This is a genomic window from Streptomyces sp. WAC03905, from assembly GCF_057371075.1.
In genome coordinates this window covers 5,408,241-5,431,992 of sequence record NZ_JBXYDZ010000003.1, presented here as the reverse complement: position 1 = coordinate 5,431,992, position 23,752 = coordinate 5,408,241, and the positions used below count along the sequence as shown (strand labels likewise).

At 72.9% G+C, this 23,752-nt stretch carries 22 protein-coding genes and 1 riboswitch; of the genes, 15 read left to right on the top strand and 7 right to left on the bottom strand.

The window, feature by feature from the left end; genetic code table 11:
- Window positions 1-244 precede the first annotated feature (244 nt).
- From AC2RP6_RS27060 to AC2RP6_RS27050, 3 genes are all read left to right on the top strand, one after another.
- The gene (locus tag AC2RP6_RS27060) at window positions 245-730 is read left to right on the top strand and encodes a lactococcin 972 family bacteriocin (protein ID WP_486448544.1); all 486 of its coding nucleotides are present in this window, start codon (window positions 245-247) and stop codon (window positions 728-730) included.
- Between the two features lie 167 nt (window positions 731-897).
- Window positions 898-1,533, top strand: coding sequence for a hypothetical protein (locus AC2RP6_RS27055; protein ID WP_486448543.1), 636 nt, complete (start codon window positions 898-900; stop codon window positions 1,531-1,533).
- 58 nt (window positions 1,534-1,591) lie between these two features.
- Window positions 1,592-1,963, top strand: a complete 372-nt coding sequence (locus tag AC2RP6_RS27050; RefSeq protein ID WP_486448542.1) for a VOC family protein — start codon at window positions 1,592-1,594, stop codon at window positions 1,961-1,963.
- A 145-nt stretch (window positions 1,964-2,108) separates the two neighbouring features.
- On the opposite strand, the gene AC2RP6_RS27045 is transcribed toward AC2RP6_RS27050, so the two are convergent.
- Window positions 2,109-2,342 (bottom strand): ferredoxin, encoded by a 234-nt coding sequence (locus AC2RP6_RS27045; protein WP_486448541.1) that lies wholly within the window; start codon window positions 2,340-2,342, stop codon window positions 2,109-2,111.
- Window positions 2,342-3,805, bottom strand: a complete 1,464-nt coding sequence (locus AC2RP6_RS27040) for an aldehyde dehydrogenase (protein ID WP_486448540.1) — start codon at window positions 3,803-3,805, stop codon at window positions 2,342-2,344. The genes AC2RP6_RS27045 and AC2RP6_RS27040 overlap by 1 nt, the downstream gene beginning before the upstream one ends.
- Window positions 3,806-3,989: 184 nt before the next feature.
- Here AC2RP6_RS27040 and AC2RP6_RS27035 point away from each other — a divergent pair, with 184 nt between their 5' ends.
- The 7 genes from AC2RP6_RS27035 to AC2RP6_RS27005 all read left to right on the top strand — a co-directional run bounded on the left by AC2RP6_RS27035 (window position 3,990) and on the right by AC2RP6_RS27005 (window position 12,001).
- Entirely contained in the window at window positions 3,990-5,039 is a 1,050-nt protein-coding gene (locus tag AC2RP6_RS27035; protein WP_486448539.1) for a Strvi_7410 family MBL fold metallo-hydrolase, read from the top strand.
- A gap of 103 nt (window positions 5,040-5,142) precedes the next feature.
- Window positions 5,143-5,209: riboswitch (cobalamin riboswitch) on the top strand.
- A gap of 138 nt (window positions 5,210-5,347) precedes the next feature.
- Window positions 5,348-6,622 carry an SCO2321 family membrane protein gene (locus AC2RP6_RS27030; protein WP_486448538.1) on the top strand — a complete coding sequence of 425 codons (1,275 nt, stop codon included), beginning with the start codon at window positions 5,348-5,350 and terminating at the stop codon, window positions 6,620-6,622.
- Window positions 6,622-7,293, top strand: a complete 672-nt coding sequence (locus AC2RP6_RS27025) for an SCO2322 family protein (protein WP_486448537.1) — start codon at window positions 6,622-6,624, stop codon at window positions 7,291-7,293. Before AC2RP6_RS27030 ends, AC2RP6_RS27025 begins: the two co-directional genes overlap by 1 nt.
- Window positions 7,290-8,534, top strand: coding sequence for an energy-coupling factor transporter transmembrane component T (locus tag AC2RP6_RS27020; RefSeq protein ID WP_486448536.1), 1,245 nt, complete (start codon window positions 7,290-7,292; stop codon window positions 8,532-8,534). The genes AC2RP6_RS27025 and AC2RP6_RS27020 overlap by 4 nt, the downstream gene beginning before the upstream one ends.
- The gene (locus AC2RP6_RS27015; protein WP_486448535.1) at window positions 8,531-10,411 is read left to right on the top strand and encodes an ABC transporter ATP-binding protein; all 1,881 of its coding nucleotides are present in this window, start codon (window positions 8,531-8,533) and stop codon (window positions 10,409-10,411) included. The genes AC2RP6_RS27020 and AC2RP6_RS27015 overlap by 4 nt, the downstream gene beginning before the upstream one ends.
- Window positions 10,408-11,286, top strand: coding sequence for an ECF transporter S component (locus tag AC2RP6_RS27010; RefSeq protein WP_486448534.1), 879 nt, complete (start codon window positions 10,408-10,410; stop codon window positions 11,284-11,286). The genes AC2RP6_RS27015 and AC2RP6_RS27010 overlap by 4 nt, the downstream gene beginning before the upstream one ends.
- 310 nt (window positions 11,287-11,596) lie before the next feature.
- Complete coding sequence (locus AC2RP6_RS27005; protein WP_486448533.1) at window positions 11,597-12,001, top strand: aggregation-promoting factor C-terminal-like domain-containing protein; 405 nt, start codon at window positions 11,597-11,599, stop codon at window positions 11,999-12,001.
- A gap of 154 nt (window positions 12,002-12,155) precedes the next feature.
- Here AC2RP6_RS27005 and AC2RP6_RS27000 read toward each other — a convergent pair whose 3' ends face one another.
- Complete coding sequence (locus AC2RP6_RS27000) at window positions 12,156-13,325, bottom strand: steroid 3-ketoacyl-CoA thiolase (RefSeq protein ID WP_486448532.1); 1,170 nt, start codon at window positions 13,323-13,325, stop codon at window positions 12,156-12,158.
- A gap of 241 nt (window positions 13,326-13,566) precedes the next feature.
- Here AC2RP6_RS27000 and AC2RP6_RS26995 point away from each other — a divergent pair, with 241 nt between their 5' ends.
- Window positions 13,567-14,811: a cytochrome P450 gene (locus tag AC2RP6_RS26995; protein ID WP_486448531.1), complete on the top strand. Its 1,245-nt coding sequence runs from the start codon at window positions 13,567-13,569 to the stop codon at window positions 14,809-14,811.
- Between the two features lie 254 nt (window positions 14,812-15,065).
- Here the strand turns inward: AC2RP6_RS26995 and AC2RP6_RS26990 are convergent, their stop codons facing one another.
- Window positions 15,066-15,602: a PaaI family thioesterase gene (locus tag AC2RP6_RS26990; protein ID WP_486448530.1), complete on the bottom strand. Its 537-nt coding sequence runs from the start codon at window positions 15,600-15,602 to the stop codon at window positions 15,066-15,068.
- Between the two features lie 106 nt (window positions 15,603-15,708).
- On the opposite strand from AC2RP6_RS26990, the gene AC2RP6_RS26985 reads away from it, so the two are divergent.
- Window positions 15,709-16,650, top strand: a complete 942-nt coding sequence (locus AC2RP6_RS26985) for a GlxA family transcriptional regulator (protein ID WP_486448529.1) — start codon at window positions 15,709-15,711, stop codon at window positions 16,648-16,650.
- A 9-nt stretch (window positions 16,651-16,659) separates the two neighbouring features.
- Here AC2RP6_RS26985 and AC2RP6_RS26980 read toward each other — a convergent pair whose 3' ends face one another.
- Window positions 16,660-18,783 (bottom strand): phosphatase PAP2 family protein, encoded by a 2,124-nt coding sequence (locus tag AC2RP6_RS26980; protein ID WP_486448528.1) that lies wholly within the window; start codon window positions 18,781-18,783, stop codon window positions 16,660-16,662.
- Window positions 18,784-18,890: 107 nt separating this feature from the next.
- Between AC2RP6_RS26980 and AC2RP6_RS26975 the strand changes: the two genes are divergently transcribed.
- Window positions 18,891-19,232, top strand: coding sequence for an antibiotic biosynthesis monooxygenase family protein (locus AC2RP6_RS26975; RefSeq protein WP_486448527.1), 342 nt, complete (start codon window positions 18,891-18,893; stop codon window positions 19,230-19,232).
- Between the two features lie 74 nt (window positions 19,233-19,306).
- Here the strand turns inward: AC2RP6_RS26975 and AC2RP6_RS26970 are convergent, their stop codons facing one another.
- Window positions 19,307-19,702, bottom strand: a complete 396-nt coding sequence (locus tag AC2RP6_RS26970; RefSeq protein ID WP_486448526.1) for a nuclear transport factor 2 family protein — start codon at window positions 19,700-19,702, stop codon at window positions 19,307-19,309.
- 107 nt (window positions 19,703-19,809) lie between these two features.
- Between AC2RP6_RS26970 and AC2RP6_RS26965 the strand changes: the two genes are divergently transcribed.
- Window positions 19,810-20,349, top strand: a complete 540-nt coding sequence (locus AC2RP6_RS26965; RefSeq protein ID WP_486448525.1) for a GNAT family N-acetyltransferase — start codon at window positions 19,810-19,812, stop codon at window positions 20,347-20,349.
- Window positions 20,350-20,371: 22 nt separating this feature from the next.
- Here AC2RP6_RS26965 and AC2RP6_RS26960 read toward each other — a convergent pair whose 3' ends face one another.
- The gene (locus tag AC2RP6_RS26960) at window positions 20,372-22,441 is read right to left on the bottom strand and encodes a DHA2 family efflux MFS transporter permease subunit (protein ID WP_486448524.1); all 2,070 of its coding nucleotides are present in this window, start codon (window positions 22,439-22,441) and stop codon (window positions 20,372-20,374) included.
- Window positions 22,442-22,665: 224 nt separating this feature from the next.
- On the opposite strand from AC2RP6_RS26960, the gene AC2RP6_RS26955 reads away from it, so the two are divergent.
- On the top strand, window positions 22,666-23,574 hold the full coding sequence (locus AC2RP6_RS26955; protein ID WP_486448523.1) for a peptidoglycan-binding domain-containing protein: 909 nt from the start codon (window positions 22,666-22,668) through the stop codon (window positions 23,572-23,574).
- The last annotated feature ends 178 nt before the right edge of the window (window positions 23,575-23,752 follow it).

The following is a 23,752-nucleotide window of genomic DNA, read 5'->3' as shown; positions in this document are numbered from 1 at the left end:
CGAGCGCCAGGTATCAGCCACCGCTCGACACTGATGGCGGTGGACGGATGGACCGTCAGAATCGACACCCTTGTCATGTTAGTCCCATTAAAGCAGGCTATATAAATGACCAAATATCGCGACGAATGGCGATCGAATCGGTGGGGGGATTTCGAGTCAGCAGATTGATATTCCTTTGCCGGCCCACGTCGACCCATGAAAGATCTCCTTGTTCCCAACACGGGGAGACAGGGGAGGGAATTTCATGAAGATCACCGGAAGAACCGTCAGCTTCACCATCGCGGGCGCAGCCATTGCAGCCTTAGGCTTCGCGACACCCGCCACTGCGGACCCGTCTGCAACCGTCGGCGTTTCCGGAGCGACCGTCACCGTCCATCACCGCGGCGACGGAACCCAGGCGCCCGCAGAGCTGGGCAACCCCTCCGAATGGGGAGTCGTGACGTTCAGGACGGACGCCTCGACCGGCTCTTTCAGCGCGCAGTCGCAGGCATGCATCAGCCCGTCCACAGGCGGCACCTGGTGTTACGGGTGGTATCCGAAGGAGGTCAGCCCCGGGGTGATCCACAAGTACTGCTACTCGAATTACTACCAGGGGACGAGGGGTCACTCGTCCACGGTGAAGCTCGCGGGCAGCACACGTCGCGCCTGGGCAGCAGCCGGCGGCACCACCAATGCCAACCTCACCGCGGGTCTCGCTTACACCTGCTCCACCTATTACAGCGTGGACTAGCCTCCGCTCGCCGCACCGATCAGCAACTCCGTGGCACGTGCGCTAGGTTGAGTAATCGCTCTGGGGCCGCTCGGACACCCGCGCGACCCCGGAGCGGTACCACCGCCACGCCGGCCCACCCACCGAATGGGGGAAGGACCATCACACCCTTGACACGTGCTCGCGCAGTGCCGGTCGCAGTCGCTCTCGCGACCGGTCTCCTGCTTGGCCTCGTGGGCCCGGTCGCCGGAAAGTGGGACAATCCATTCGGCGCCGCCGTGGGTATCGTTTTCTCCAGCGGCTGGCCGTGGGCCTGTTACGCATTTCTGGTGGGCCACTTCCGGCAATCCAAGATCGAATCAGCATTGCTGGCATCTTTGGGGCTGGCCATCGGTGTCGTCACATACTACGTCTTCAAGGATATGAATCCCACTATTCCCGCCGGAATGACGGAAGCCACCTCCGTTCCACCCGGAATGGAGCCTGAAACCTCCGGCCAGGGTCAGATCATTCTGTGGGGAGCAGCGGCTTTCGTTTTCGGTGCGCCCGTCGGGCTCATGGGGAACGTAGCCCGAACGCCCGGAATCGGCGGCCTTCCGTTCCGTCTGGTCGTGCCTCTCACCGCCTTCTCCGAGGCTACTCAGCGACTGAACGTAGAAGCGGAATCGGAGGGTGCGGTTTTCGCCCTGACCTGGAACATCACCCGTGTCGCGGCATGCCTCGCTGCCGCGGCCCTCCTGGGACGCACCCTGTGGAGCCGGCGCGCCCGACGTGACCGGGCCGTGGAGCCGACGGACGCAGCCGCGCCGGTGCGGCGCCCCTGACCTGGGCCGCCCGCAATCTCGGTGGACAGGGGGCGGGGGCTGTTCGATAGTCCCGCCCATGGCTTCTCTCGTACGACACATCACAGTTGACTGCTCCGACGCCTACGGCCTCGGCACGTTCTGGGCCGGCGTCCTCGACGGCTCGCTCGCCGACGACGACTTCCCCGGGGACCCCGAGGCGCTGGTCACGGCTCCCGGTTCGGCGCTGCTCTTCGTGACGGTTCCCGACGCCAAGAGCGTCAAGAACCGTGTGCACGTGGACCTTCAGCCCCAGGACCGGACGCGCGACGAGGAGGTGGAGCGCATCGTCGCGTTGGGCGCCACCGTCGTCGGCGACCACCGCAGGCCCGACGGCACCGGGTGGGTGACCCTCGCCGACCCCGAGGGCAACGAGTTCTGCGTCGAGCGGAGCGCCGCCGAGCGGAAGTGACGACGGTGCGCGCCCCCGTGAACCGGGCCGGCCGGCGCACGTCGTTCGTGCCGGGCCGCCTTGAGGGGTACCCGTACGCGCTCTGAGCGCTCCCGCCGGACGCCGGGGAGGGAGGCGCCCCGGGCCCCCTCCCCGGTCGGTGCGGTCACTCCTCCGGCGGGAAGACCGGTTCGCCGGTGGCGGCCAGGGTGATCATGATGGCTTCGACCGGGCAGCCCTCCGCCGCCGCGAGGACCGGTTCGCTCGCGTCCGACTGCGGGCTGCGCGGGTGGGACTGGCGCGCCGAGTCCAGGACGAAGCCGTCCGGGGCGTGGTTCACGCACATGCCCGAGCCGATGCACACCCCCCGGTCGACCTCGACCTGCCAGCGGTCGCCCATCAGGCACCCGCCCCGTAGCCCGCGGGCAGGTGGATCATCTTGTGCTCCAGGTACTCGCTCAGCCCCTCGGGGCCGAACTCCCGCCCCAGTCCGCTGTTCTTGTAGCCGCCGAACGGCCCCAGCATGTCCAGGCTGAAGGTGTTCACGTTGAAGGTGCCGGTGCGGATCCGCCGGGCGAAGTCGATGCCGTGCTCGACGTCGCCGGTCCAGACGCTGCCGCTGAGGCCGAAGTCGGAGTCGTTGGCGACGCGTACCGCCTCCGCCTCGTCCCCGTACGGGATCAGGCAGACGACGGGGCCGAAGATCTCCTCGCGGGCGATCCGCATGGTGTTGTCGACGTCGCCGAAGAGCGTGGGCTCCACGTACCAGCCCCGGTCGAGTCCCGCCGGGCGGCCGCCGCCCGCCAGGACCTTCGCTCCCTCCTCCTGGCCGATGCGGATGTAGTCCAGGGAGCGCTGCTGCTGGCGCCGGGCGACGAGCGGGCCGAGTTGGGTCGCCGGGTCGAGCGGGTCGCCGACGACGAGCGCGCCGGCGGCGGCCGCGAGGGCCTCCGCGACCTCCTCGTAGCGGCTGCGGGGGGCGAGGATCCGGGTCTGGGCCACGCACGCCTGACCGTTGTTCATCCAGGCGGCGGGCACGATCCCGGCGACCGTGGTCTCGATGTCGGCGTCGGGGAGGACGACGGCGGCGGACTTGCCGCCGAGTTCGAGGGTGACCCGGGTGAGGTTGCGGGCGGCGACCTCCATCACGCGTTTGCCGGCGGCGACCGAGCCGGTGAAGGCGACCTTGTCCACGCCGGGGTGGCCGACGAGGTACTCGCTGACCTCGCGGTCGGCGGGCAGGATCGACAGCACGCCCTCGGGGACCCCGGCCTCGCGCGCGATGTCGGCGAGGATGTAGGAGTCCAGCGGCGCCTCCGGGGAGGGCTTGAGGATCACGGTCGAGCCGGAGAGCAGCGCCGGGGCCAGCTTGGCGGCCGCGACGAACTGCGGGACGTTCCAGGGGATGACGGCGGCGACCACGCCCACGGGTTCGCGGCGCACGAGGATCGGACCGAGCGCGCCCTGGCGGTGCTCCTCGTAGGGGTAGTCGCGGGCGACGGTGATCGCGGCGTCGTAGACCATCATCGGACCCAGGGCCTGGGCCAGGACGCTCCAGGAGTAGGGGGAGCCGTTCTGGGAGCTGATGGAGCGGGCGATCTCCTCGTGGCGGACGGCGATGGCGTCCTTGATGCGGGAGACGACCGCGGTGCGTTCCTCCAGCGTCATCCGCGGCCAGGGGCCTTCGTCGAAGGCCTTGCGGGCGACGGCGACGGCACGGTCGACGTCCGCCTTCGACGCGTGCGGGACGGAGCCGATGACCTGCTCGGTGTGGGGGGAGACGATCCGGATCGTGTCGGTGCCCAGCGGATCCGTCCACTCACCGCCGATGAACAGCTTTTCGTGTTGCACGAGCTCCGTCATGGCTGAGGCCTCCTGCGGCTTGGCGTTCCCGAACTGATACCAGTTCTAGTTCTAGGAGTCCACGGCCGGGACGGAAGAGTGGAGAAGATCCAACGGCTGGTCAGATGAGTGGGAAGATGGTCGACTTGGGCTACTACTGGAACGCGTTCTCGTCGGAGGACGGCGGTCGACAGGCGGAGGGCTCATGCCGCAGGACACGTCACAGGTCACCGATCACGGCGGAGGCGTGTGGGGGATCAAGGTGCCCATCCCCGACAACCCCCTCGGACACACCCTCGTCCACGTCATCGACACCGACCGCGGGCCGGTCCTCGTCGACACCGGCTGGGACGACCCCGAGTCCTGGGACACCCTCGTCGCCGGCCTCGCCGCACTCGGCATCGCGATCGCCGACGTCCACGGCGTGGTCATCACCCACCACCACCCCGACCACCACGGGCTGTCCGGGCGGGTCCGCGAGGCATCGGGCGCGTGGATCGCCATGCACGCCGCCGACACCGAGGTCGTCGTCCGCACCCGCTCCTCCGAGCCCGGCGTGTGGTTCGACTACATGAGCGCGAAGCTCGCCGCCGCCGGAGCCCCCGAGGAGCACATCGCCCCGCTGCGCGCCGCCCGCGCGAGCGGCCGCATGCGGACCCTGCCCGGACTGCGCGCCGCCGTCCCCGACCGGGAGATCGTCCCCGCCGAGCTGCTCCCCCTCGCCGGACGCCGGCTGCGGGCCGTCTGGACCCCCGGCCACACCCCCGGCCACGTCTGCCTGCACCTGGAGGAGGAGCATCCGGCGCACCTCCCCGGCAACGGCCGCCTCTTCTCCGGCGACCACCTGCTGCCCGGGATCTCCCCGCACATCGGCCTCTACGAGGCGCCCGGGGACACCCGCGTCACCGACCCCCTCGGCGACTACCTCGACTCCCTCGAACGCATCGGCCGCCTCGCGCCCGCCGAGGTGCTCCCCGCCCACCAGCACGCCTTCACCGACGCCCCCGCCCGCGTACGGGAACTGCTCGACCACCACGAGGAGCGCCTGGCGGGCCTGTGGGCGCTGCTCGCCCAGCCGCTGACCCCGTGGGGACTCGCCGAGCGGATGGAGTGGAACCGGCCCTGGGAGCAGATTCCGTACGGCTCCCGCAACATCGCCGTCTCCGAAGCGGAGGCGCACCTGCGGCGGCTGGTGAAGCAGGGCCGCGCCGAAGCGGTCCCGGGCACCGACCCGGTCACGTACCGGGCGGTGTGAGCGGCGCCGCGGCGCCGGGCTGCGCCGTGATCCGGCCGACACCCCAGGGGTCCGGGAGCTACGGGCCGGTAGAGTGAGGCGGTCGTCCACACCCCGTACGGGGGGAAGCCGGTGCGAATCCGGCGCTGACCCGCAACCGTGACCCGCCCGGCACCTCCGGGCGGGGAGCCGGAATGCCCCGTACCGGAGTGCGCGGCTCGTGCCGCCGGTCCTCCCGGCGGCCGGCACCGTCGAGGAAACACGGAGCCGGAGCCCGGTGCCTGTGCGTGCCTGCCCCGGTTTCCCCAGCAGGAGAGGCACCCTCCCCCATGACCGTCCGCCGCAGCGCCGCCGCGCTCGCCGCCTCCGCCGTGCTCTGCGTGGGTGTCGCCCCCGCAGCCCTCGCCGACACCGCACCGCCCTCCCCCTCCGCACCCCCGGTCATCCCCTCCGGGCTCTACGGCAAGAAGGACCCCACCTACGACGGCGTGTGGCGGCAGTCCTTCGCCCTGCTCGCCCAGGACACCGTCGGCGTGAAGCCCGCCGCGCAGGCCGTGGACTGGCTGGTCGGCCAGCAGTGCGCGAACGGTTCCTTCGCCGCCTTCCGCGCGGACACCACCAAGGACTGCGACGCGACGGCGTACATCGACTCGAACGCGACGGCCGCGGCCGTGCAGGCGCTGACCGCGCTCGGCGGCCACGACGAGACGGTGAAGAAGGCCGTCGGCTGGCTGAAGTCCGTCCAGAACGAGGACGGCGGCTGGAGCTCCAACCCCGGCGGCGCCATGGACGGCGGTTCGGACGCCAACTCGACCGCCATCGTCATCAGCGCCCTGACCGCGGCCGGTGAGAAGCCGGCCGACACGAAGTCGAAGGCGGGCAAGTCCCCGTACGAGGCGCTGCTCTCCTTCCAGCTGGGCTGCACCGCCGAGCCGGCCACCGACCGGGGCGCCTTCGCGTTCCAGCCGGTCGGGGGCAAGCTGGTCGCGAACGCCGATGCCACGGCCGCGGCGACGCTGGCCGGCCTCGGCACGGGCACGGCCGTCGTCCCGTCCGGTACGGACACCCCCGCGGCCCCGCTGACCTGCCCGGCAGCGGCCGGTACGGACCCCGCGGCCGGCGCGGCCGCCGCCGCCCAGGGCGCGGCCGGCCACCTGGCCGAGGCACTGAAGAAGGACGGCCACCTGACGGCCGTGACCCCCGGTTCGGACCAGCCGACGGCGGACACCGGCAACACCGTCGACGCGGTGATCGCCCTGGCCGCGGCCGGGCACAAGCAGTCCGCGGCGGGCGCGCTGGAGTGGCTGAAGGCCAACTCCGCCGAGTGGGCCAAGGACTCCCCGGCGGGTCTGGGCACCCTGGTCCTGGCCGCGCACGCCACGGGCACCGACCCGAAGTCCTTCGGCGGCACCGACCTCGTCGCCGCGCTGAACGCGACGGGCCCGGCCCCGCAGGGCGCGGCCACCGACGCGACCGAGGTGAAGAGCGACGAGGACGAGCCCTCCGGCGGCCAGAACCTCTGGTGGATCATCGGTGCGGGCGCCGCGGCCGGTGCCGGCATCGGCATCCTGCTGAGCGGCCGCCGGAAGAAGAACCAGCTCTGATGCGCCGCCGCCTGCCCGCCGCCGCCCTCGTCCTCGCCGCCGTCCTGGCCCTGCTGGCCGCCGCTCCGGCGCTGGCGGCCGGCTACCGCTACTGGTCGTTCTGGGACGGCGCGGCAGGCGGCCAGTGGTCGTACGCCACGCAGGGGCCGTCGCTGGCCCGCCCCGCGGACGGCTCCGTGCAGGGGTTCCGCTTCGCGGTCAGCAAGGACGCGGCGGCCGAGGCGGCCAAGCCGCGGGCCGCGGCCGACTTCGAGGCCGTGTGCGGGGCCACCGCACCGGTGGAGGGCCGCAAGCGGGTGGCGCTCGTCATCGACTTCGGTGTGCAGGCGGACGCCCCGACGGGCGAGGTCGCGCCGCAGGAGGCCCCGCGCACGGTGTGCGCGCAGGTGGCGCCGGAGGCCACGACGGCCGAGGCACTGGCGGCGGTCGCGAAGCCGCTGCGCTACAACAGCGCGGCGCTGCTGTGCGCGATCTCGGGCTACCCGCAGCACGGCTGCGGCGAGCAGATCGCCGACACCGGGGCGGGGCAGGCGTCCGCGACGCCGTCCACGCCGTCCGGGTCCGCCCCGGGCGGTGGCGGCGGCCCGTCCGCCGGGCTGCTGGGGGGCATCGCCCTGGTCGCGGTCCTGGCCGCCGCGGGCGTCTGGCAGTCCCGCCGCCGGGGCCGATGACCCGGCCCGTGTCCGACCGCCCCACCGGAGCACCTCCCGCGCCGGCCGCGGGAGCGACCACCGGAGCCGCACCCGCCCCCCTGCCCCCGGCCCGCCGGAGCGGGCCCGGGGCGGCGGACTCCCCGCGCCGGTCGTCGTACGAACGATGGAGGGCGCCGCTGGGCAGCCGCGCCACCGCCCTGCACGCGGGGGCCTGGTGGCTGTGGGCCCTCGGGCTCGCGACCGCCGCCTCCCGCACCACCAACCCGCTGCTCCTCGGGCTCATCGTCGGCGTCGCCGGTTTCGTGGTCGCGGCCCGCCGCACGAACGCCCCCTGGGCCCGTTCCTACGGAGCGTTCCTCAAGCTCGGCCTCGTCGTCGTCGGCCTGCGCCTGCTCTTCTCCGTGCTCCTGGGCTCGCCCATCCCGGGCACGCACGTCCTCTTCGTCCTGCCCGAGGTGCCGCTGCCCGCCTGGGCGCAGGGCATCCGGTTCGGCGGCAGGGTCACCGCCGAACAGCTCGTCTTCGCCTTCTACGACGGCGCGAAGCTGGCCGCGCTGCTGGTGTGCGTCGGCGCCGCGAACGCCCTCGCCAATCCGGCCCGGCTCCTGAAGTCCCTGCCGGCGGCCCTGTACGAGGCGGGCGTCGCCGTCGTCGTCGCCATGACCTTCGCGCCGAACATGGTCGCGGACGTGGTGCGACTGCGGACCGCCCGCCGTCTGCGCGGCCGTCCCACCGGCGGGATCAGGGCGGTCCTCCAGATCGGGCTGCCGGTCCTGGAGGGCGCCCTGGAGCGTTCGGTCGCGGTCGCCGCGTCCATGGACGCCCGCGGCTACGGCCGGACGGCCGAGGTACCCCCGGCCGTCCGGCACACCACCACCGCCCTCACCCTGGGCGGTCTGCTCGGCATGTGCGCGGGCACGTACGGGCTGCTGGCCGCGCAGGGCGCCGCGTACGGGCTCCCCGTGCTCGGCGTCGGCGCGGTGTCGGCCCTGGCGGGCCTGCGGCTGGGCGGGCGCCGGTCGGTGCGCACCCGGTACCGGCCCGACCGGTGGGGTGTGCGCGCCTGGCTGGTCGCCGGTTCCGGGGCGGCCGTCGCGGGCCTGCTGATCCGGGCCGGCGGCGTCGATCCGGCCGCTCTGCACCCGGGGGTGGTCCCGCTGGTGGCCCCGGCGCTGCCGTTGTGGCCGGCGGCCGCGGTCCTGATCGGCCTGCTGCCCGCGTTCGTGGCACCCGTACCGCCCGAGGAGGCGTCGCAGTGATCCGCTTCGAGCAGGTGTCGGTCACCTACGACGGCGCCTCCGCCCCGTCGCTCCGAGGGGTGGACCTGGAGGTCCCGGAGGGCGAGCTGACCCTGCTGGTCGGCCCGTCCGGGGTCGGCAAGTCCACCCTGCTGGGAACGGTCTCCGGGCTGGTCCCGCACTTCACGGGCGGCACCCTGCGCGGCCGAGTCACGGTCGCGGGCCGTGACACGCGGACGCACCGGCCGCGCGAACTCGCCGACGTGGTGGGCACGGTGGGCCAGGACCCGCTGGCCCACTTCGTCACGGACGTGGTGGAGGACGAGCTGGCCTACGGGATGGAGTCCCTGGGCCTGCCGCCCGCGGTGATGCGCCGCCGGGTGGAGGAGACCCTGGACCTGTTGGGCCTGAACGAGCTGCGCGACCGGCCGATCACGACGCTGTCCGGCGGACAGCAGCAGCGGGTCGCGATCGGCTCGGTGCTGACCACGCACCCGAAGGTGCTGGTCCTGGACGAGCCGACGTCCGCGCTGGACCCGGCGGCGGCCGAGGAGGTCCTGGCGGTCCTCCAGCGCCTGGTGCACGACCTGGGCACCACCGTGCTGATGGCGGAGCACCGGCTGGAGCGGGTGGTGCAGTACGCGGACCGCGTCCTGCTGCTGCCCGCCCGTGGCGCGGCCCCGGTCCTGGCCTCGCCGGCGGAGGCGATGGCCGTCTCCCCGGTCCACCCGCCGGTGGTCGCGCTGGGCCGCCTCGCGGGCTGGTCCCCCCTCCCCCTCTCGGTCCGCGACGCCCGCCGTCAGGCTGCGCCGCTGCGGGACCGCCTGGAGAGCCCCGATCTTTCAGCCCCGCCGGCGTTTGAGGCGCGGGTGGCCGGGCGGAGCCCCGATCTCCCAGCCCCGCCGGCGTTTGAGGCGCGGGTGGCCGGGCGGAGCCCCGATCTCCCAGCCCCGCCGGCGTCTGAGGCGCGGGTGGCCGGGCGGAGCCCCGATCTCCCAGCCCCGCCAGTGTTTGAGGCGCGGGGGTCCGGGGGCGGCGCCCCCGGCAGCGGCGCCGCACCCGGCCTGCTCAGCCGCCTGTTGCGCCGCGGGGGCAAGCCGGGCCCCGCCGAGCCCGCCGAGCCCGCCGCAGGCGAAACGGCCCACACCCGGAACCTCGGCGTCCGCCGCGGCCGCGCCGACGTCCTGCGCGCCGTCGACCTCACCGTGGCCCCCGGCGAGACCATCGCCCTGATGGGCCGCAACGGCGCCGGCAAGTCCACCCTGCTCGCCGCGCTCGTCGGTACGCTCGCCCCCGCCACCGGCGAGGTGACCGTCGGCGGGCGGACCCCGCACCGCACCCCACCGCCCCAGATGGTGCGCCACGTCGGCCTCGTCCCGCAGGAGCCCCGCGACCTGCTGTACGCCGACACCGTGGCCGCCGAGTGCGCCGCCGCCGACTCCGACGCCGGCGCGCCCCCCGGCACGTGTCGCGACCTGGTCGCGGGCCTGCTGCCGGGGGTGCCCGACGACATCCATCCGCGGGACCTGTCCGAGGGGCAGCGCCTCGCGCTCGCGCTGGCGCTGGTCCTCACGGGCCGCCCCGCGCTGCTGCTCCTCGACGAGCCCACCCGCGGTCTGGACTACGCCGCCAAGGCCCGCCTGATCGAAATACTGCGCGGTCTGGCGGCCGACGGGCACGCCGTCGTCCTGGCCACCCACGACGTGGAGCTCGCCGCGGAACTGGCCGACCGGGTGGTGATCCTGGCGGGCGGGGAGGTCGTCGCGGACGGCCCGACGGCCGAGGTGGTGGTGTCCTCGCCGGCCTTCGCGCCCCAGGTGGCGAAGGTGCTGGCACCCGGCCACTGGCTGACCGTGGCCCAGGTCGCGGAGGCCCTCGCCGCGGAGGGGTCCCGATGAGCCGCCCCGCGAGGCGCCCCGCGGGCCGCCCGGTCCGGATCGGCCCCCGGGCCGCCGCCGCGCTGGTCCTCGTATCGCTGATCGGTGTGGCGGCGTTCGGGTGGCCGCTGCTCGCCGACCGGCAGTCGGGGCTCGCGCACTCCCAGGACGCCCCGTGGCTGTTCGCGGCGCTGCTGCCGCTGCTCGTCGCCGTCGTCGTGGCGACCATCGCCGACAGCGGCATGGACGCGAAGGCGGTGGCGATGCTCGGTGTGCTCGCGGCCGTCGGGGCAGCGCTGAGACCGCTGGGCGCGGGCACGGCCGGCCTGGAGCCGATGTTCTTCCTCATGGTGCTGAGCGGCCGGGTCCTGGGGCCGGGCTTCGGTTTCGTGCTGGGCTCGGTGACGATGTTCGCCTCGGCGCTGCTGACGGGCGGGGTCGGGCCGTGGATGCCGTTCCAGATGCTGGCGATGGGCTGGTTCTCGCTGGGGGCGGGGCTGCTGCCGGGCCCGGAGCGGATCCGGGGCCGGGCGGAGCTGGCGATGCTGGCCGCGTACGGGTTCGCGGCCGCCTTCGCGTACGGCTTCGTCATGAACCTGCAGGGCTGGGTGATCATCCAGGGGATGGGGCAGGGCATCTCCTTCCACCCGGGAGAGCCGCTTGCCGCGAACCTGGTGCGGTTCGTCGCGTACTATCTGGCGACGTCGCTGGGCTGGGACCTGGGCCGGGCGTCGCTCACGGTCGTGCTGACGCTCCTGCTCGGCGGCACGCTGCTGCGGGCGCTGCGGCGGGCGACCCGCAGGGCGGCTTTCGACGCGCCCGTCTCCTTCGGCCCCGGGGACGGAGAAGCCCGGAAAACTGCCCCGGACGGGTGTGCGACCGGACACCGAGGGTGAGTTCCGGGGCCGTCGCCGGTGAGGCGGCCCACAGGACGCAGGTCACATACGAAGGCGGGTAGGAGGCCGCCGACCCGCCTGGAAGCGCCCCTTTTGCAGTTTTCAGTGGGGTCGGAGGTCCCGGGTGTGCGGGGTGGGCTAGTAGGCGGCACCTTTGCCAGGGCGTCGGGCCGTCGGTAGAACTGGATGAGTCGCAAGGCGGCAGGGGTGCTTCACCCGCCGCCGACGAACCCCTCTCCTCCGCGTGAGTGGCTCACGCATGCCCTCGGCATGCCCGCGACCGCCCTTGTCCCCTTCGGAAGGTTCATCCGTGTCCCACACCGTCATCCGCCGCATCGCCGCTTCCAAGAAGACCCTCGTGGGTTCCGTCCTCGCCCTGGGCGTCGCCGGTTCCATGCTGGCCGCGGTTCCCGCGCAGGCCGCTCCGACGGGTGCGAAGGCGATCGCCCAGCAGATGATCAAGGACCCGGCGCAGTTCGCGGCCTTCGACAAGATCGTCTCGCACGAGAGCGGCTGGAACCCGTCCGCGACGAACTCCTCCTCCGGCGCGTACGGCCTGGTGCAGGCCCTGCCGGGGTCGAAGATGGCCTCCGCGGGCGCCGACTGGAAGACCAACCCGGCCACCCAGATCAAGTGGGGCCTGGACTACATGAACTCGCGCTACGGCAGCCCGGTCGAGGCCTGGAACTTCTGGCAGGCCAACCACTGGTACTGAGCCGCGGCACCGACCGCAGCAGCAGCAGCAGTCGCAGCAAGCATTCGAAGGCCCCGGTGGCCGGCCTCCCCAGGTCCGGCCTCCGGGGCCTTCTGCATCCCATCCCACGGGATCACGGGCGCCGTGCGCGCGGGGGGTGTGCGCGCGGACGCGGTCAGAGGCGCTGGATGATCGTCCCGGTCGCCAGTGCGCCGCCGGCGCACATGGTGATCAGGGCGAACTCCTTGTCGCGGCGTTCCAGCTCGTGCAGCGCGGTGGTGATCAGGCGAGCGCCGGTGGCGCCGACGGGGTGACCGAGGGCGATGCCGCCGCCGTTGACGTTGACCTTCTCCAGGTCCTGGTCGAAGACCTTGGCCCAGCTGAGGACGACGGAGGCGAAGGCCTCGTTGATCTCGACGAGGTCGATGTCCTTGAGGGACATCCCGGCCTTGCCGAGCACGGCCCGCGTCGCGTCGATCGGTCCGTCCAGGTGGTAGTGGGGGTCGGCGCCGACGAGCGTCTGGGCGACGATCCGGGCGCGCGGCCTGAGCTTGAGCGCGCGGGCCATCTTGCGCGAGGCCCACATCACGGCGGCGGCGCCGTCGGATATCTGCGAGGAGTTGCCGGCGGTGTGCACGGCGGTGGGCATGACCGGCTTGAGCCGGGCCAGGGCCTCCATGCTGGTGTCGCGCAGGCCCTCGTCCCGGTCGACCAGGCGCCACATGCCCTGGCCGGCGGCCTGCTCCTCCTCGGTGGTGGGCACCTGCACGGCGAAGGTCTCGCGCTTGAAGCGCTCCTCGGCCCAGGCGGTTGCGGCCCGCTCCTGGGACTGCAGCCCGAGGCGGTCGACGTCCTCGCGGGTCAGGCCGCGGTTGCGGGCGATGCGCTCGGCGGCCTCGAACTGGTTGGGGAGGTCGACGTTCCACTCGTCCGGGAAGGGCTTGCCCGGGCCGTGCTTGGAGCCCGAGCCCAGCGGTACGCGGCTCATGGCCTCGACCCCGCAGGCGATGCCGATGTCCATGACGCCGCCGGAGATCATGTTGGCGACCATGTGGTTGGCCTGCTGGGAGCTGCCGCACTGGCAGTCCACGGTGGTCGCGGCGGTCTCGTACGGGAGCCCCATGGCGAGCCATGCGTTGCGGGCGGGGTTCATGGACTGCTCGCCGGCGTGGGTGACGGTGCCGCCGACGATCTGCTCCACGCAGTCCGGCTGGATTCCGGTACGGGCGAGGAGTTCGCGGTAGGTCTCCCCGAGCAGGTAGGCGGGATGGAGGTTGGCGAGCGCGCCCCCGCGCTTGCCGATGGGTGTGCGTACGGCTTCGACGATGACGGGTTCCGCGGCCATGAGCTCGTCCTCTCCTGCACAGCGCCAGCGCGGCGGGCCGTCCCGGCGCCCCGCCCCGAACTAGTACGCGTTCTAGTTCTCTCCGCAGTCTCATGACCCGGGGCCCCGCACGCAAGGGTCTTGCACGCGCCCTGCACGGATTCCACACGCAACAGTTGGCGCGCCGACCCTTGTCACTTCTAGAACTCGTTACTACCTTCAAGCCAACTTCTGATGGTCCGTCAGACTTTGGAGTTGCCCGATGTCCTGCCCCGCGCTCCCCGACGGCTTCGACGCCACCGACCCCGACCTGCTCCAGAGCCGGGTTCCCTACCCGGAGTTCGCGCGGCTGCGGCGGACCGCACCCGTGTGGTGGTGCCCGCAGCGGCGCGGGGTCACCGGTTTCGACGACGAGGGCTACTGGGCCGTGACCCGGCACGCGGACGTCAAATACGTCTCCACGCACCCCGAGCTGTTCTCCTCGACCACCAACACCGCGATCATCCGCTTCAACGAGCACATTCAGCGTGATGCCATTGATGCCCAGCGGCTGATCATGCTGAACATGGACCCGCCGGAACACTCCCGCGTACGCCAGATCGTGCAGCGCGGCTTCACCCCCCGGGCCATCCGCGGTCTGGAGGAGGCCCTGCGCGACCGGGCCCGCAAGATCGTCGAGGAGGCCGCGGCGGTCGCCGCGGACGGCAGCTTCGACTTCGTCACGCAGGTCGCGTGCGAGTTGCCGCTGCAGGCCATCGCCGAGCTGATCGGCGTACCGCAGAAGGACCGCGCCAAGATCTTCGACTGGTCGAACAAGATGATCGCCTACGACGACCCCGAGTACGCGATCACGGCCGAGGTCGGCTCCAACGCCGCCATGGAACTCATCGGTTACGCGATGAACCTGTCCGCGCAGCGCAAGGAGTGCCCGGCCCAGGACATCGTCACCCAGCTGGTGGCGGCCGAGGGCCAGGGCAACCTCGGCTCCGACGAGTTCGGCTTCTTCGTGCTGCTCCTGGCCGTCGCGGGCAACGAGACCACCCGCAACGCCATCAGCCACGGCATGCACGCCTTCCTCACCCACCCCGAGCAGTGGGAGCTGTACAAGGCGACACGGCCGTCCACCGCCGCCGAGGAGATCGTCCGCTGGGCGACCCCTGTCGTGTCCTTCCAGCGCACCGCCACGCAGGACACCGAGCTGGGGGGCCAGAAGATCAAGGCGGGCGACCGGGTGGGGATGTTCTACTCCTCCGCCAACCACGACCCCGAGGTCTTCACGGATCCCGACGTCTTCGACATCACCCGCGATCCCAACCCGCACCTCGGCTTCGGCGGCGGCGGCCCGCACTTCTGCCTCGGCAAGTCCCTCGCCGTGATGGAGATCGACCTGATCTTCAACGCCCTGGCCGACGCGCTGCCCGACCTGCGGATGGCCGGGGAGGACCCGCGCCGGCTGCGGGCGGCCTGGCTCAACGGCATCAAGGAGCTCCGGGTCAGCCACGGCTGACCCGTGACCCAGGACGGCAGGGGCCGCTCCTCCCACGCCCCGGCCCCTGCCGTCCGCTGGTCGCGCCGGAGCCCGACAGGTCCGGCCCGACCGGTCCGGCCCGGCCGTTCGGGTGGCGGACCCGCCCGAACGGGGTGATCCTGACTCACAGCGGCGATCCAGCCGAAGGGGCGCCGGGGCATCGTGCGCCCCGGCGCCCCTTCGGTCCGCGCCGGCGCGGGATCCCGGGCGCGCGGGGCCGGACGGTGCGCCGCTCAGCGCGTACGCAGGATCGCGCAGGTCGTCGTCCCGTGCGCGTAGAGCTTCCCGTCGTGCGTGCCCGTGATCCGGGCCTCGGCGGTGGCGGTCGTACGGCCCACGTGCAGGGCGGTGCCCTCGCAGCGCAGGGTGGGCGTGTCCGCCGTCACCGGCCGGATCATGTGCACCCCGAGCTGCACCGTGGTGTAGGCGGTCCCGGCCGGGAGCAGGGTCATCACGGCCGAGCCCAGCGCCGAATCCAGCAGCGTCGCCAGGAAACCGCCGTGCACCGTGCCCATGGGGTTGAGCAGGTGGTCGCCGGGGTCGCCCTCGAAGACGGCGACGCCCTCGGCGGCCTCGGTGAGCCGGAAGCCCAGCGTGCTCGCCATCGACGCACCGGGCAGATCACCCTTCAGGCTCGCGCGGAGGATCTCCAGGCCGCTCATGCCGAGGATGTCCGCGGTCATGTCCGGCCGCGACTGCCAGGTGTGCGTACGGCTGCGGAGCGGGGCATCGGCGTCGCGTGGCGGGGCACTGGTGTCATAGGTGGTCATGGCACCGACCCTAGGCGCGGCCCCGGCCAGGCGGGAGTGTCGGATCCGGCAGCTTCCGCACGGATTCCGACACCCCGGCGGGGCCGGGCGGCGCTACCGTGGAGCGGTGAAAGTCGCCGTACTGGCCCTCGACGGGGTCTTCGACTCGGGTGTCTCGGCCGTCCTGGACGTGCTCCACACCGCGGACGCGCTGCGCCGCCGGGTGGCCGGGGCCCCGCCGCCGGCCTTCGACATCACCACGGTGGGCGTGCGCCGCCGGGTCCGCACCGGTCTCGGCCACCGCATCGACACCGCGCCGGCCGCCGCGGCCGAGGACGCGGACCTGCTCGTGGTGCCCGCGCTGATGGAGCGCCGCCCGGAGGCCCTGGTCGACGCCGTCGCGTCGGCCGCGTACCGCCCGGCCCGCCGGCTCCTGGCGGAGGCCCGCGAGCGGGGCACGCCGCTCGCCACCTCCTGCACCGGAACGTTCCTGCTGGCCGAGTCCGGGGTGCTGGACGGGCAGCGGGCGACGACCAGTTGGTGGCTGGCCCCCTTCTTCCGGGACCGCTACCGCCGGGTCACGCTGGAGGAGACCCGCATGGTCGTGACCTCCGGCGGGGTGACCACGGCGGGCGCCGCGTTCGGCCATCTCGACCTGGCCCTGTCGATCGTCGGCACGCGCAGCCCCGCCCTCGCGGACCTGGTCCGCCGCTACCTCGTCGTCGACGACCGGGCCTCGCAGGCCGCGTACGCGATCCCCAGCGCCCTGGCCCGCCACGACCCGCTCGTCGCCGCCTTCGAACAGTGGGCGCGGGCCCGCCTCGCGGAACCGGCCCCGATCGCGGACGCGGCCCGGGACCTCGGCGTCAGCGAGCGCACCCTCCAGCGCGCGGTCGCCCGTACACTCGGCCGCACCCCGGTCGGGCTGGTGCAGGACCTGCGCGTCGAGCAGGCCGAACACCTGCTGCGCACCACGGACCTGCCGCTGACGGCGGTCGCCCGGCGGGTCGGCTACGAGAGCCCCGGCCCGCTGCGCACCCTGCTGCGCAGACACCGCGGCGACGGCTGACGGGACCCGCTACGGACGCCCGGCCACCGGCTGGGCGGCAGGGGCCGTACCCGGCGGGACGGCCGCCCGTCGTTCCGTACCGCCGCCGTCTCCCTTGCCGTTGACCTCACCGTCACCGTCGCTGTCGCTGTCGCCGCGCTGGGCCGGAAGGCCCACCTGCAGGCCGCGCGGCCCGGACAGCACGTGGACGAGCCCGAAACCGGCGGTGACGACGGCCGCCCCGCCGACCGCGTCCAGCACCCAGTGGTTGGCGGTGGCGACGATCGCGCACACCGTGATCAGCGGGTGCAGTGCGCCCAGCAGCTTCTGCCAGCCCTTCGGGGCCAGCACCACGATCACGATCCCGCACCACAGCGACCAGCCGAAGTGCAGCGAGGGCATCGCCGCGTACTGGTTGGAGATCGCGGTCATGGCCCCGTACGACGGGTTGGCCAGGTCCTGCGGACCGTGCACGGTGTCGACGAAGCCGAGGCCCGGCATCAGGCGCGGCGGGGCCAGCGGGTACAGCCAGAAGCCCGCCAGCGCCAGGACGGTGGCCAGTCCCAGGGAGGCGCGCGCCCAGCGGTAGTCCCCGGGGCGCCGCCAGTACAGGACCGCCAGGATCGTCAGCGGGACCACGAAGTGGAAGGAGGTGTAGTAGAAGTTGAAGAAGGCCTCCAGCCAGGGCGTTTCCACCACGGCGCGGTTCACGGCGTGCTCGATGTCGAGGCCCAGCGCCCGTTCGATCCCCAGGATCTGGCTGCCGTTGCCCTCGGCGAGGGAGCGGCTGGTGGGGGCGGCGGCCCGGATGTGGGAGTAGAGCGAGTAGCCGACCCGTATCAGCAGCAGTTCCAGCAGCAGGTTCGGGCGGGACAGCACGCGCCGCCAGAACGGCAGCAGCGGCACGCGCGACCAGCGGGCCTGCACCGGCCGCCCGTAGTCGGTCGGCACGGGATCGCGCCAGTACGGGGACGAGCGCGGCAGGAACGGCACCGCGCAGGCGGCCGCGACGGCGGTGAGCAGCAGGACGTTGTCGCGTACGGGCGCCAGCGCGGCCATGTTCGGCAGCAGGACCGCGCTCGGCAGGGTCATGGCGAGGACGACGGCCACCGGCCACACCCGGCGGTCGGCGGCCCGCTTGCCGACCTTGCCGGCGACGGCCAGCAGGACCCACAGCAGCTGGTGGCGCCAGCCGGTCGGGGACACGGCCACGGCCGCGCAGCCGGTGACGGCGACGGCGAGCAGCAGCTGGCCGTCCCGGGCGTAGCGGACCGCGCGGCGCAGGCCGAACCACACGACGGCGCCCACGAGTACGACGTACAGCAGGACCTCGGCCGGGCCGGTGAGGCCGAGGCGCAGCAGCGCGCCGTGCACGGACTGGTTGGCGAGGCCGTCGGGGGCGCCGCCGAGGCCGGTGCCGGCCAGGTGGTGCACCCAGTACGTCCAGGAGTCGCGCGGCAGGGCCGCCCACGACAGCGCGGTGGCGGCGGCGAAGGCCACGGCGGCGGTCCGCGCGGCGGGGCGGCGGCCGGTCAGCCACAGCAGGGGGGCGAAGAGCAGCAGCGCGGGCTGCAGCGCGGCGGCGAGGCCGGCGAGGAGGCCCGCGGGCCGGTCGCCGGGGACGCGGAAGACCGCCAGGAGCACGAGCAGCACGGGCACGACGGCGGTCCGGCCGGGTGAGGCGGCCTCGCGGACGGGCAGCGAGACCATCATCAGGGCCGTGAGGACGGGCGCGGCGAGCAGCGCGGTGCGGCGCGGCACCGGGTCGGGCAGGCCCCGGGCGGCGACGAGCCCGATGGCGGCGACGAACAGCAGCGTCACGCAGGTCCAGGCGACCTCCAGGGAGGGGGCGGCGAGACCGACGAGGGGCTTGAGGACCAGTCCGGCGAAGGGGGTTCCGGCGAACTGTCCGACGTCGTGGACGGAGGCGACCGCGCCCCCGCCGGACCCGGGGACCGGGAGGCTGCCGTTTCCCGGCAGGTGGAAGCCGCCCAGCCACTCGGCGGGTGGCACGCGCAGCACCGCGGCCGCCTGTCTGACGGCGAGGGCACCGGCCAGGGCCCACAGGAGGAGACGCGCCGCGCCGAGTCTGCTGGTGCCGCCTATGACCCCGGCATGTCCGTCCGCCGTGCTGTGCTCTGCCGCGTTCGCCACGCCTCGCCGGCCTCCCGCCGTGTTGACCGCAACCCCGACTTCGCCTGGCTGCCGCGCTCCATTACCCGCACGACGATATCCCCCGCAGGATCCCTAGGATGGCTCCCATGAGCATCGTGAAGATCAACGCACTGACGGTTCCCGCCGAGCAGCGGGAGGTCCTGGAGCGGCGCTTCGCCTCGCGCGCCGGGGCGGTGGAGAGCTCGGACGGCTTCGAGTGGTTCGAGCTGCTGCGCCCCGTGGAGGGCACCGACCAGTACCTCGTCTACACGCGGTGGCGTTCGGAGGAGGACTTCCAGGCGTGGATGGAGGGGCCGATGAAGGCCGCTCACCAGGGTGGCGGCGGCGAGGGCGGGGCGGCGGGCGCGGAGCGGCCGAAGCCGGCGGCCTCGGCTTCGTCGGTGTGGTCGTTCGAGGTCGTGCAGCAGGCGGCGCCGAAGAAGGCCTGACGCGCGCCCGGGGGGCGCGGGGGGGCGCGGTACCCCGGGCGGGTGTGCCGGGATCCTGGGTCAGCCGGGTCCGGTCAACTCCAGAAGGCGTCTTCCTCGTCGATGTCCGCGGTGCACTGGTCGATGTCGGTGATCTTGTGGCCGACGATCGTGAAGAAGAGCCCCTCGCGGATCTCGATGCCGCGGTCGCCGCGGTCGCCGCGCGCGGTGTGGAAGCTCATCACGTGTCCGCGGCCGTCCGCGAGCACCGATTCCAGGTGCAGTTGGAAGGTCCCCTTCGTCTCCTCGCCGAGGCGGCGGTAGAAGTCGAGGACCTGCTCCCGGCCCTTGTGGTGTCCGGACATGGGGTTGTTGCCCGGCACGTGGTGGATGACGTCGGCGGTCATGAGCGCGGCCAGCGCGTCCATGTCGCCGTTGCCGAAGGCCTCGTAGCCGCGGCGGATCAGGGCACAGTCCGGATGCTCTGCCATGGCGTTTCACACCCTCCGGGTACGCGGAATTGCCGTTTTTCCTATCATCGGCCCGCCCCTGTGGATATTCCACGCGGGAGATCGCGTGGGAATTCCACAATGACGCCATGACCACTCAGAGCGAACACCGCACGACGTCCCGCACGACATCCCGCACGACATCCCGCACGTCGTGGACCGTGACCCCCGAACCTTTCGGCACGAGCGATGCCACCCGGCTGCGCCGCGCCTACTACGCCGAGGTCGCCGGCCGGTACTGGAAACGCGATGTCACCGAGGCCGAGATCGACCAGGGGCTGCTGGACTTCCCCGACGACGGCCTGGTGCCGCCGACGGGCCAGTTCGTCGTCGGACGCCTGGCGGGCGAGGCACTGGCGTGCGGCGGCGTCCGCCTGCTCGACGCGGTGACAGCCGAGCTCACCAGGGTGTACGTCGTTCCGCGCGGCCGCGGCACCGGCGGCGGGGCGGCCCTGCTCGGCGCCCTGGAGGCGGAGAGCCGTGCGCTGGGCGCCGAGCGGGTCCGGCTGGACACGCGGTCGGACCTGGTGGAGGCCCGCGCGTTGTATGCGCGTCACGGCTACGAGGAGATACCCGCGTACAACTCCGGGCCGTATGCGGAGCACTGGTTCGAGAAGCGCCTGGTCTGACCGCGGCCGGCGGGGCCACGCGCTACGGCGCGGCGTGGTCGCGCCGGGGCTCGGCCTCGTGGGGCTCCTCGGCGTCGGATCCGCACAGCTCCGCGTTGATCTCCTCGACCAGCGTGATCAGGTCGGTCGGCCGGTCGGGTCCCCACCAGTCGCCGAGCAGTTCGGCGAGGGACTCCTGGCGGGCGTCGCTGAGTTTCTCGGCGGCCTCGCGGCCCCGCTCGGTGAGGACCAGCGGAAGGCCGTCGCGGACGGCGAGCCCGCGCCCCTCGATCTGGCGGCCGGCATCCGTGATGACCTTCAGGGGGACGTTGACGCGCTCGGCGAGCAGCGCCGGTTCCGCCGAGCCGTATTTGTTGATCCGCAGCAGCAGCCAGCTGGAGGCGGGCAGCAGGTCGTATCCCGCCTTCTCGGTGATCTTCTCGTAGACGTGGCGGCGGCCCTCGCGGGTGCCGAGGACGGTCAGTGCGCGGGCGACCTCTTCGCGGGAGGAGCGGTGCACGGGATTGGAGGCGAGCGTCTCGGTCACGTCGGGTGCGGTGACGGAGGCGCGGAGCTTGTCCTCCTTCAGGAAGCAGGCGAGCAGGAAGGCGATCAGGACGACGGGGACGGCGTAGAGGAAGACGTCGGTGATGGCGGTGGCATAGGCGTCGAGGACGCGGGGCCGGAGGTCCGCGGGGAGGGCGCCGATGGCCCGCGGGTCGGCCTCCAGCTGGGGGATGCCGGCGTCGGCGGGCAGGGTGACGCCGGCCAGGGAGCTCGCCAGCTTGTCGTCGAGCTGGTGGGTGAAGACCGTACCGAAGATCGCGACGCCGAAGGAGGCTCCGATGGAGCGGAAGAAGGTGGCACCGGAGGTGGCGACGCCGAGGTCGGCGTAGCTGACGGCGTTCTGCACGACGAGGACGAGCACCTGCATGACCAGGCCGAGTCCGGCACCGAAGACGAAGAAGTAGAGGCTCATCTCCCAGGTGGAGCTGGTGCGGTGCAGCTGGTGGAGGAGGAGCAGACCGATGGCGGTGACGGCTGTTCCGGCGAGCGGGAAGACCTTCCAGCGGCCGGTCCGGCTGACGATCTGGCCGGAGACGGTGGAGGAGATCAGCATGCCGATGACCATCGGCAGCATGTGGACGCCGGACATGGTCGGTGAGACGCCCTGGACGATCTGGAGGAAGGTCGGCAGGTAGACCATCGCCCCGAACATCGCGAAGCCGACGACGAAGCTGATCGCCGAGCAGAGGGCGAAGGTGCGGATGCGGAAGAGTCCCAGCGGCAGGACGGGTTCGGCGGCCTTGCGCTCGACGAGGAGGAAGGCGGCGAGGAGCAGGACGCCGAGGACGGCGACGCCGACGATCCGGGCCGAACCCCAGCCCCAGGTGGCGCCGAGGGAGGCGACGAGCACGAGGCAGGTGGCGACGCAGGCGATGAGGAAGGTGCCGAGGTAGTCGATGGTGTGCTTCGAGGGGCGCGCCGGTATGTGGAGGGCGGCGGCGATGACGACGAGGGCGACGAGCCCGATGGGGAGGTTGATGTAGAAGACCCAGCGCCAGGAGAGGTTGTCGACGAACAGGCCGCCCAGCAGTGGGCCGAGCACGCTGGTGGCGCCGAAGACACCGCCGAAGAGGCCCTGGTACCTGCCGCGTTCGCGGGGCGGGACGATGTCGCCGACGATCGCCATCGACAACACGATCAGTCCGCCGCCGCCCAGGCCCTGCAGCGCGCGGAAGCCGATGAGCTGGGGCATGTCCTGGGCCAGTCCGCACAGGGCCGAACCGATCAGGAAGAGGACGATGGCGTACTGGAAGAGCTTCTTGCGTCCGTACTGGTCGCCGAGTTTGCCCCACAGGGGTGTGGCGGCGGTGGCGGCGAGCATGTAGGCGGTGACGACCCAGGACAGGTGGGCCATGCCGCCGAGGTCGCTGACGATGGTCGGCAGTGCGGTGGAGACGATGGTCTGGTCGAGCGCCGCGATCAGCAGGCCCAGGAGCAGCGCGCCGATGGGGACGAGCACCTCACGGGCGCTGTGCTCACCGGCGGGGCCGGACTTCTGCTGGCCGGGGACGGGATCCACGGCACCTCTGGTCGCATCCTGAGCCATCGATTCCTCCTCCGGCCGGATCAACATCTCCATCCTGAGTGGTGTGTCCGGTTATGGCCTCTCGGACGGTTGGGAGGGCTGCGGCGGGTCTGCATAATCGCAGGCAATGGCCAGGGGAGGGAGTCCCAGTGAACGGTGAGCGCTGTCCAGATTGCGACGCTGCCGGCGCCGCCTGCGGGTGTGCGCCGGGCGCGGGGTTCAACCCTCTGCGCATCCGTCCGTACGTGACGTTGTCGGACCCCGGCGAGGTTCCGGCCGACGCCGGGCGGCCGTCCCCGCGGCCCGTGCCCCCGTCCGCGTCCGTGCCCGTGCCCGCGCCCGTGCCCGGTGAGGCGACTTCCCCGTCGGCGGCGGAGGCGGAGGACGACACCCCGGTGTACGGGATACCCGTGGCGCCCCCGGCCGGGGCCCGGCAGGACGGTCCGTGGAAGGCCGGGCCGGGGCACGCGCCGACGCCCGCGGAAACGATCCAGCTCCGCGCGGTCCCTGCCGCGGTCCCTGCCGCCGCCCCTTCTGCCGTCCCTTCTGCCGTCCCGGCGTCCGGCGGCGGCCCGGAAGAGCGGTCCGGTTCCGGTTCCGCCTCCCGCCGCCGGCCGCTGGCCCTGCTGCTCGGTGCCGCGGCAACGGTGGCCCTCAGCGGCACGGCCGTGGCGGTGTGGGTGCTGCCCGCTTCCTCCGACGGTGACGCGACGCTGCTGGACGCGAAGGCGTCGGCGCCCGCCGTGAGCGCGGCTCCGGTCGCGCCGTCCGGCAGCTCGAGCCCGGCCGCCGCGTCCCCGTCGGTGTCGAAGTCGCCGACCGCCTCGAAGTCCGCGTCGCCCTCGGCCTCGCCCAGCCCGTCCCGTTCCGCGTCGTCCGCTCCCCCGTCGCCGAGCGCCTCGCCCAGCGCGAGCCGTTCCGCCGGCCCGACCCCGCCCGCGCAGGCACCGGTCCTGCGCTACGGCGATTCCGGCCCGGAGGTGGAGAAGCTCCAGCGGCTGCTGGCGGCGCAGGGGCTGTACCGGGGCAGGTTCCACGGCAAGTTCGACTGGAGGGTCGAGGACGCGCTGTCGGACTTCCAGTACGAGCACAGGATCGACCCGCAGGAGTGGGGCGTCTACGGACCCCTCACCCGCAAGGCGCTGGAGGGGTAGGCCGCGGGTCGGGCCCCGGCGCGCCGAAGAACGGCCGCACAGGGCGACAGGGGTCACACCCCCGCGAGTGGCGCAGACGGTCCCGGGTTTTGTATCGTGATGGAACAAAGTGGTTCCGTCCTCACTCCCTGACCGGTGGACGGAACCACTTGTTCTCTTTTCCCGCCCGTCTGGAGCC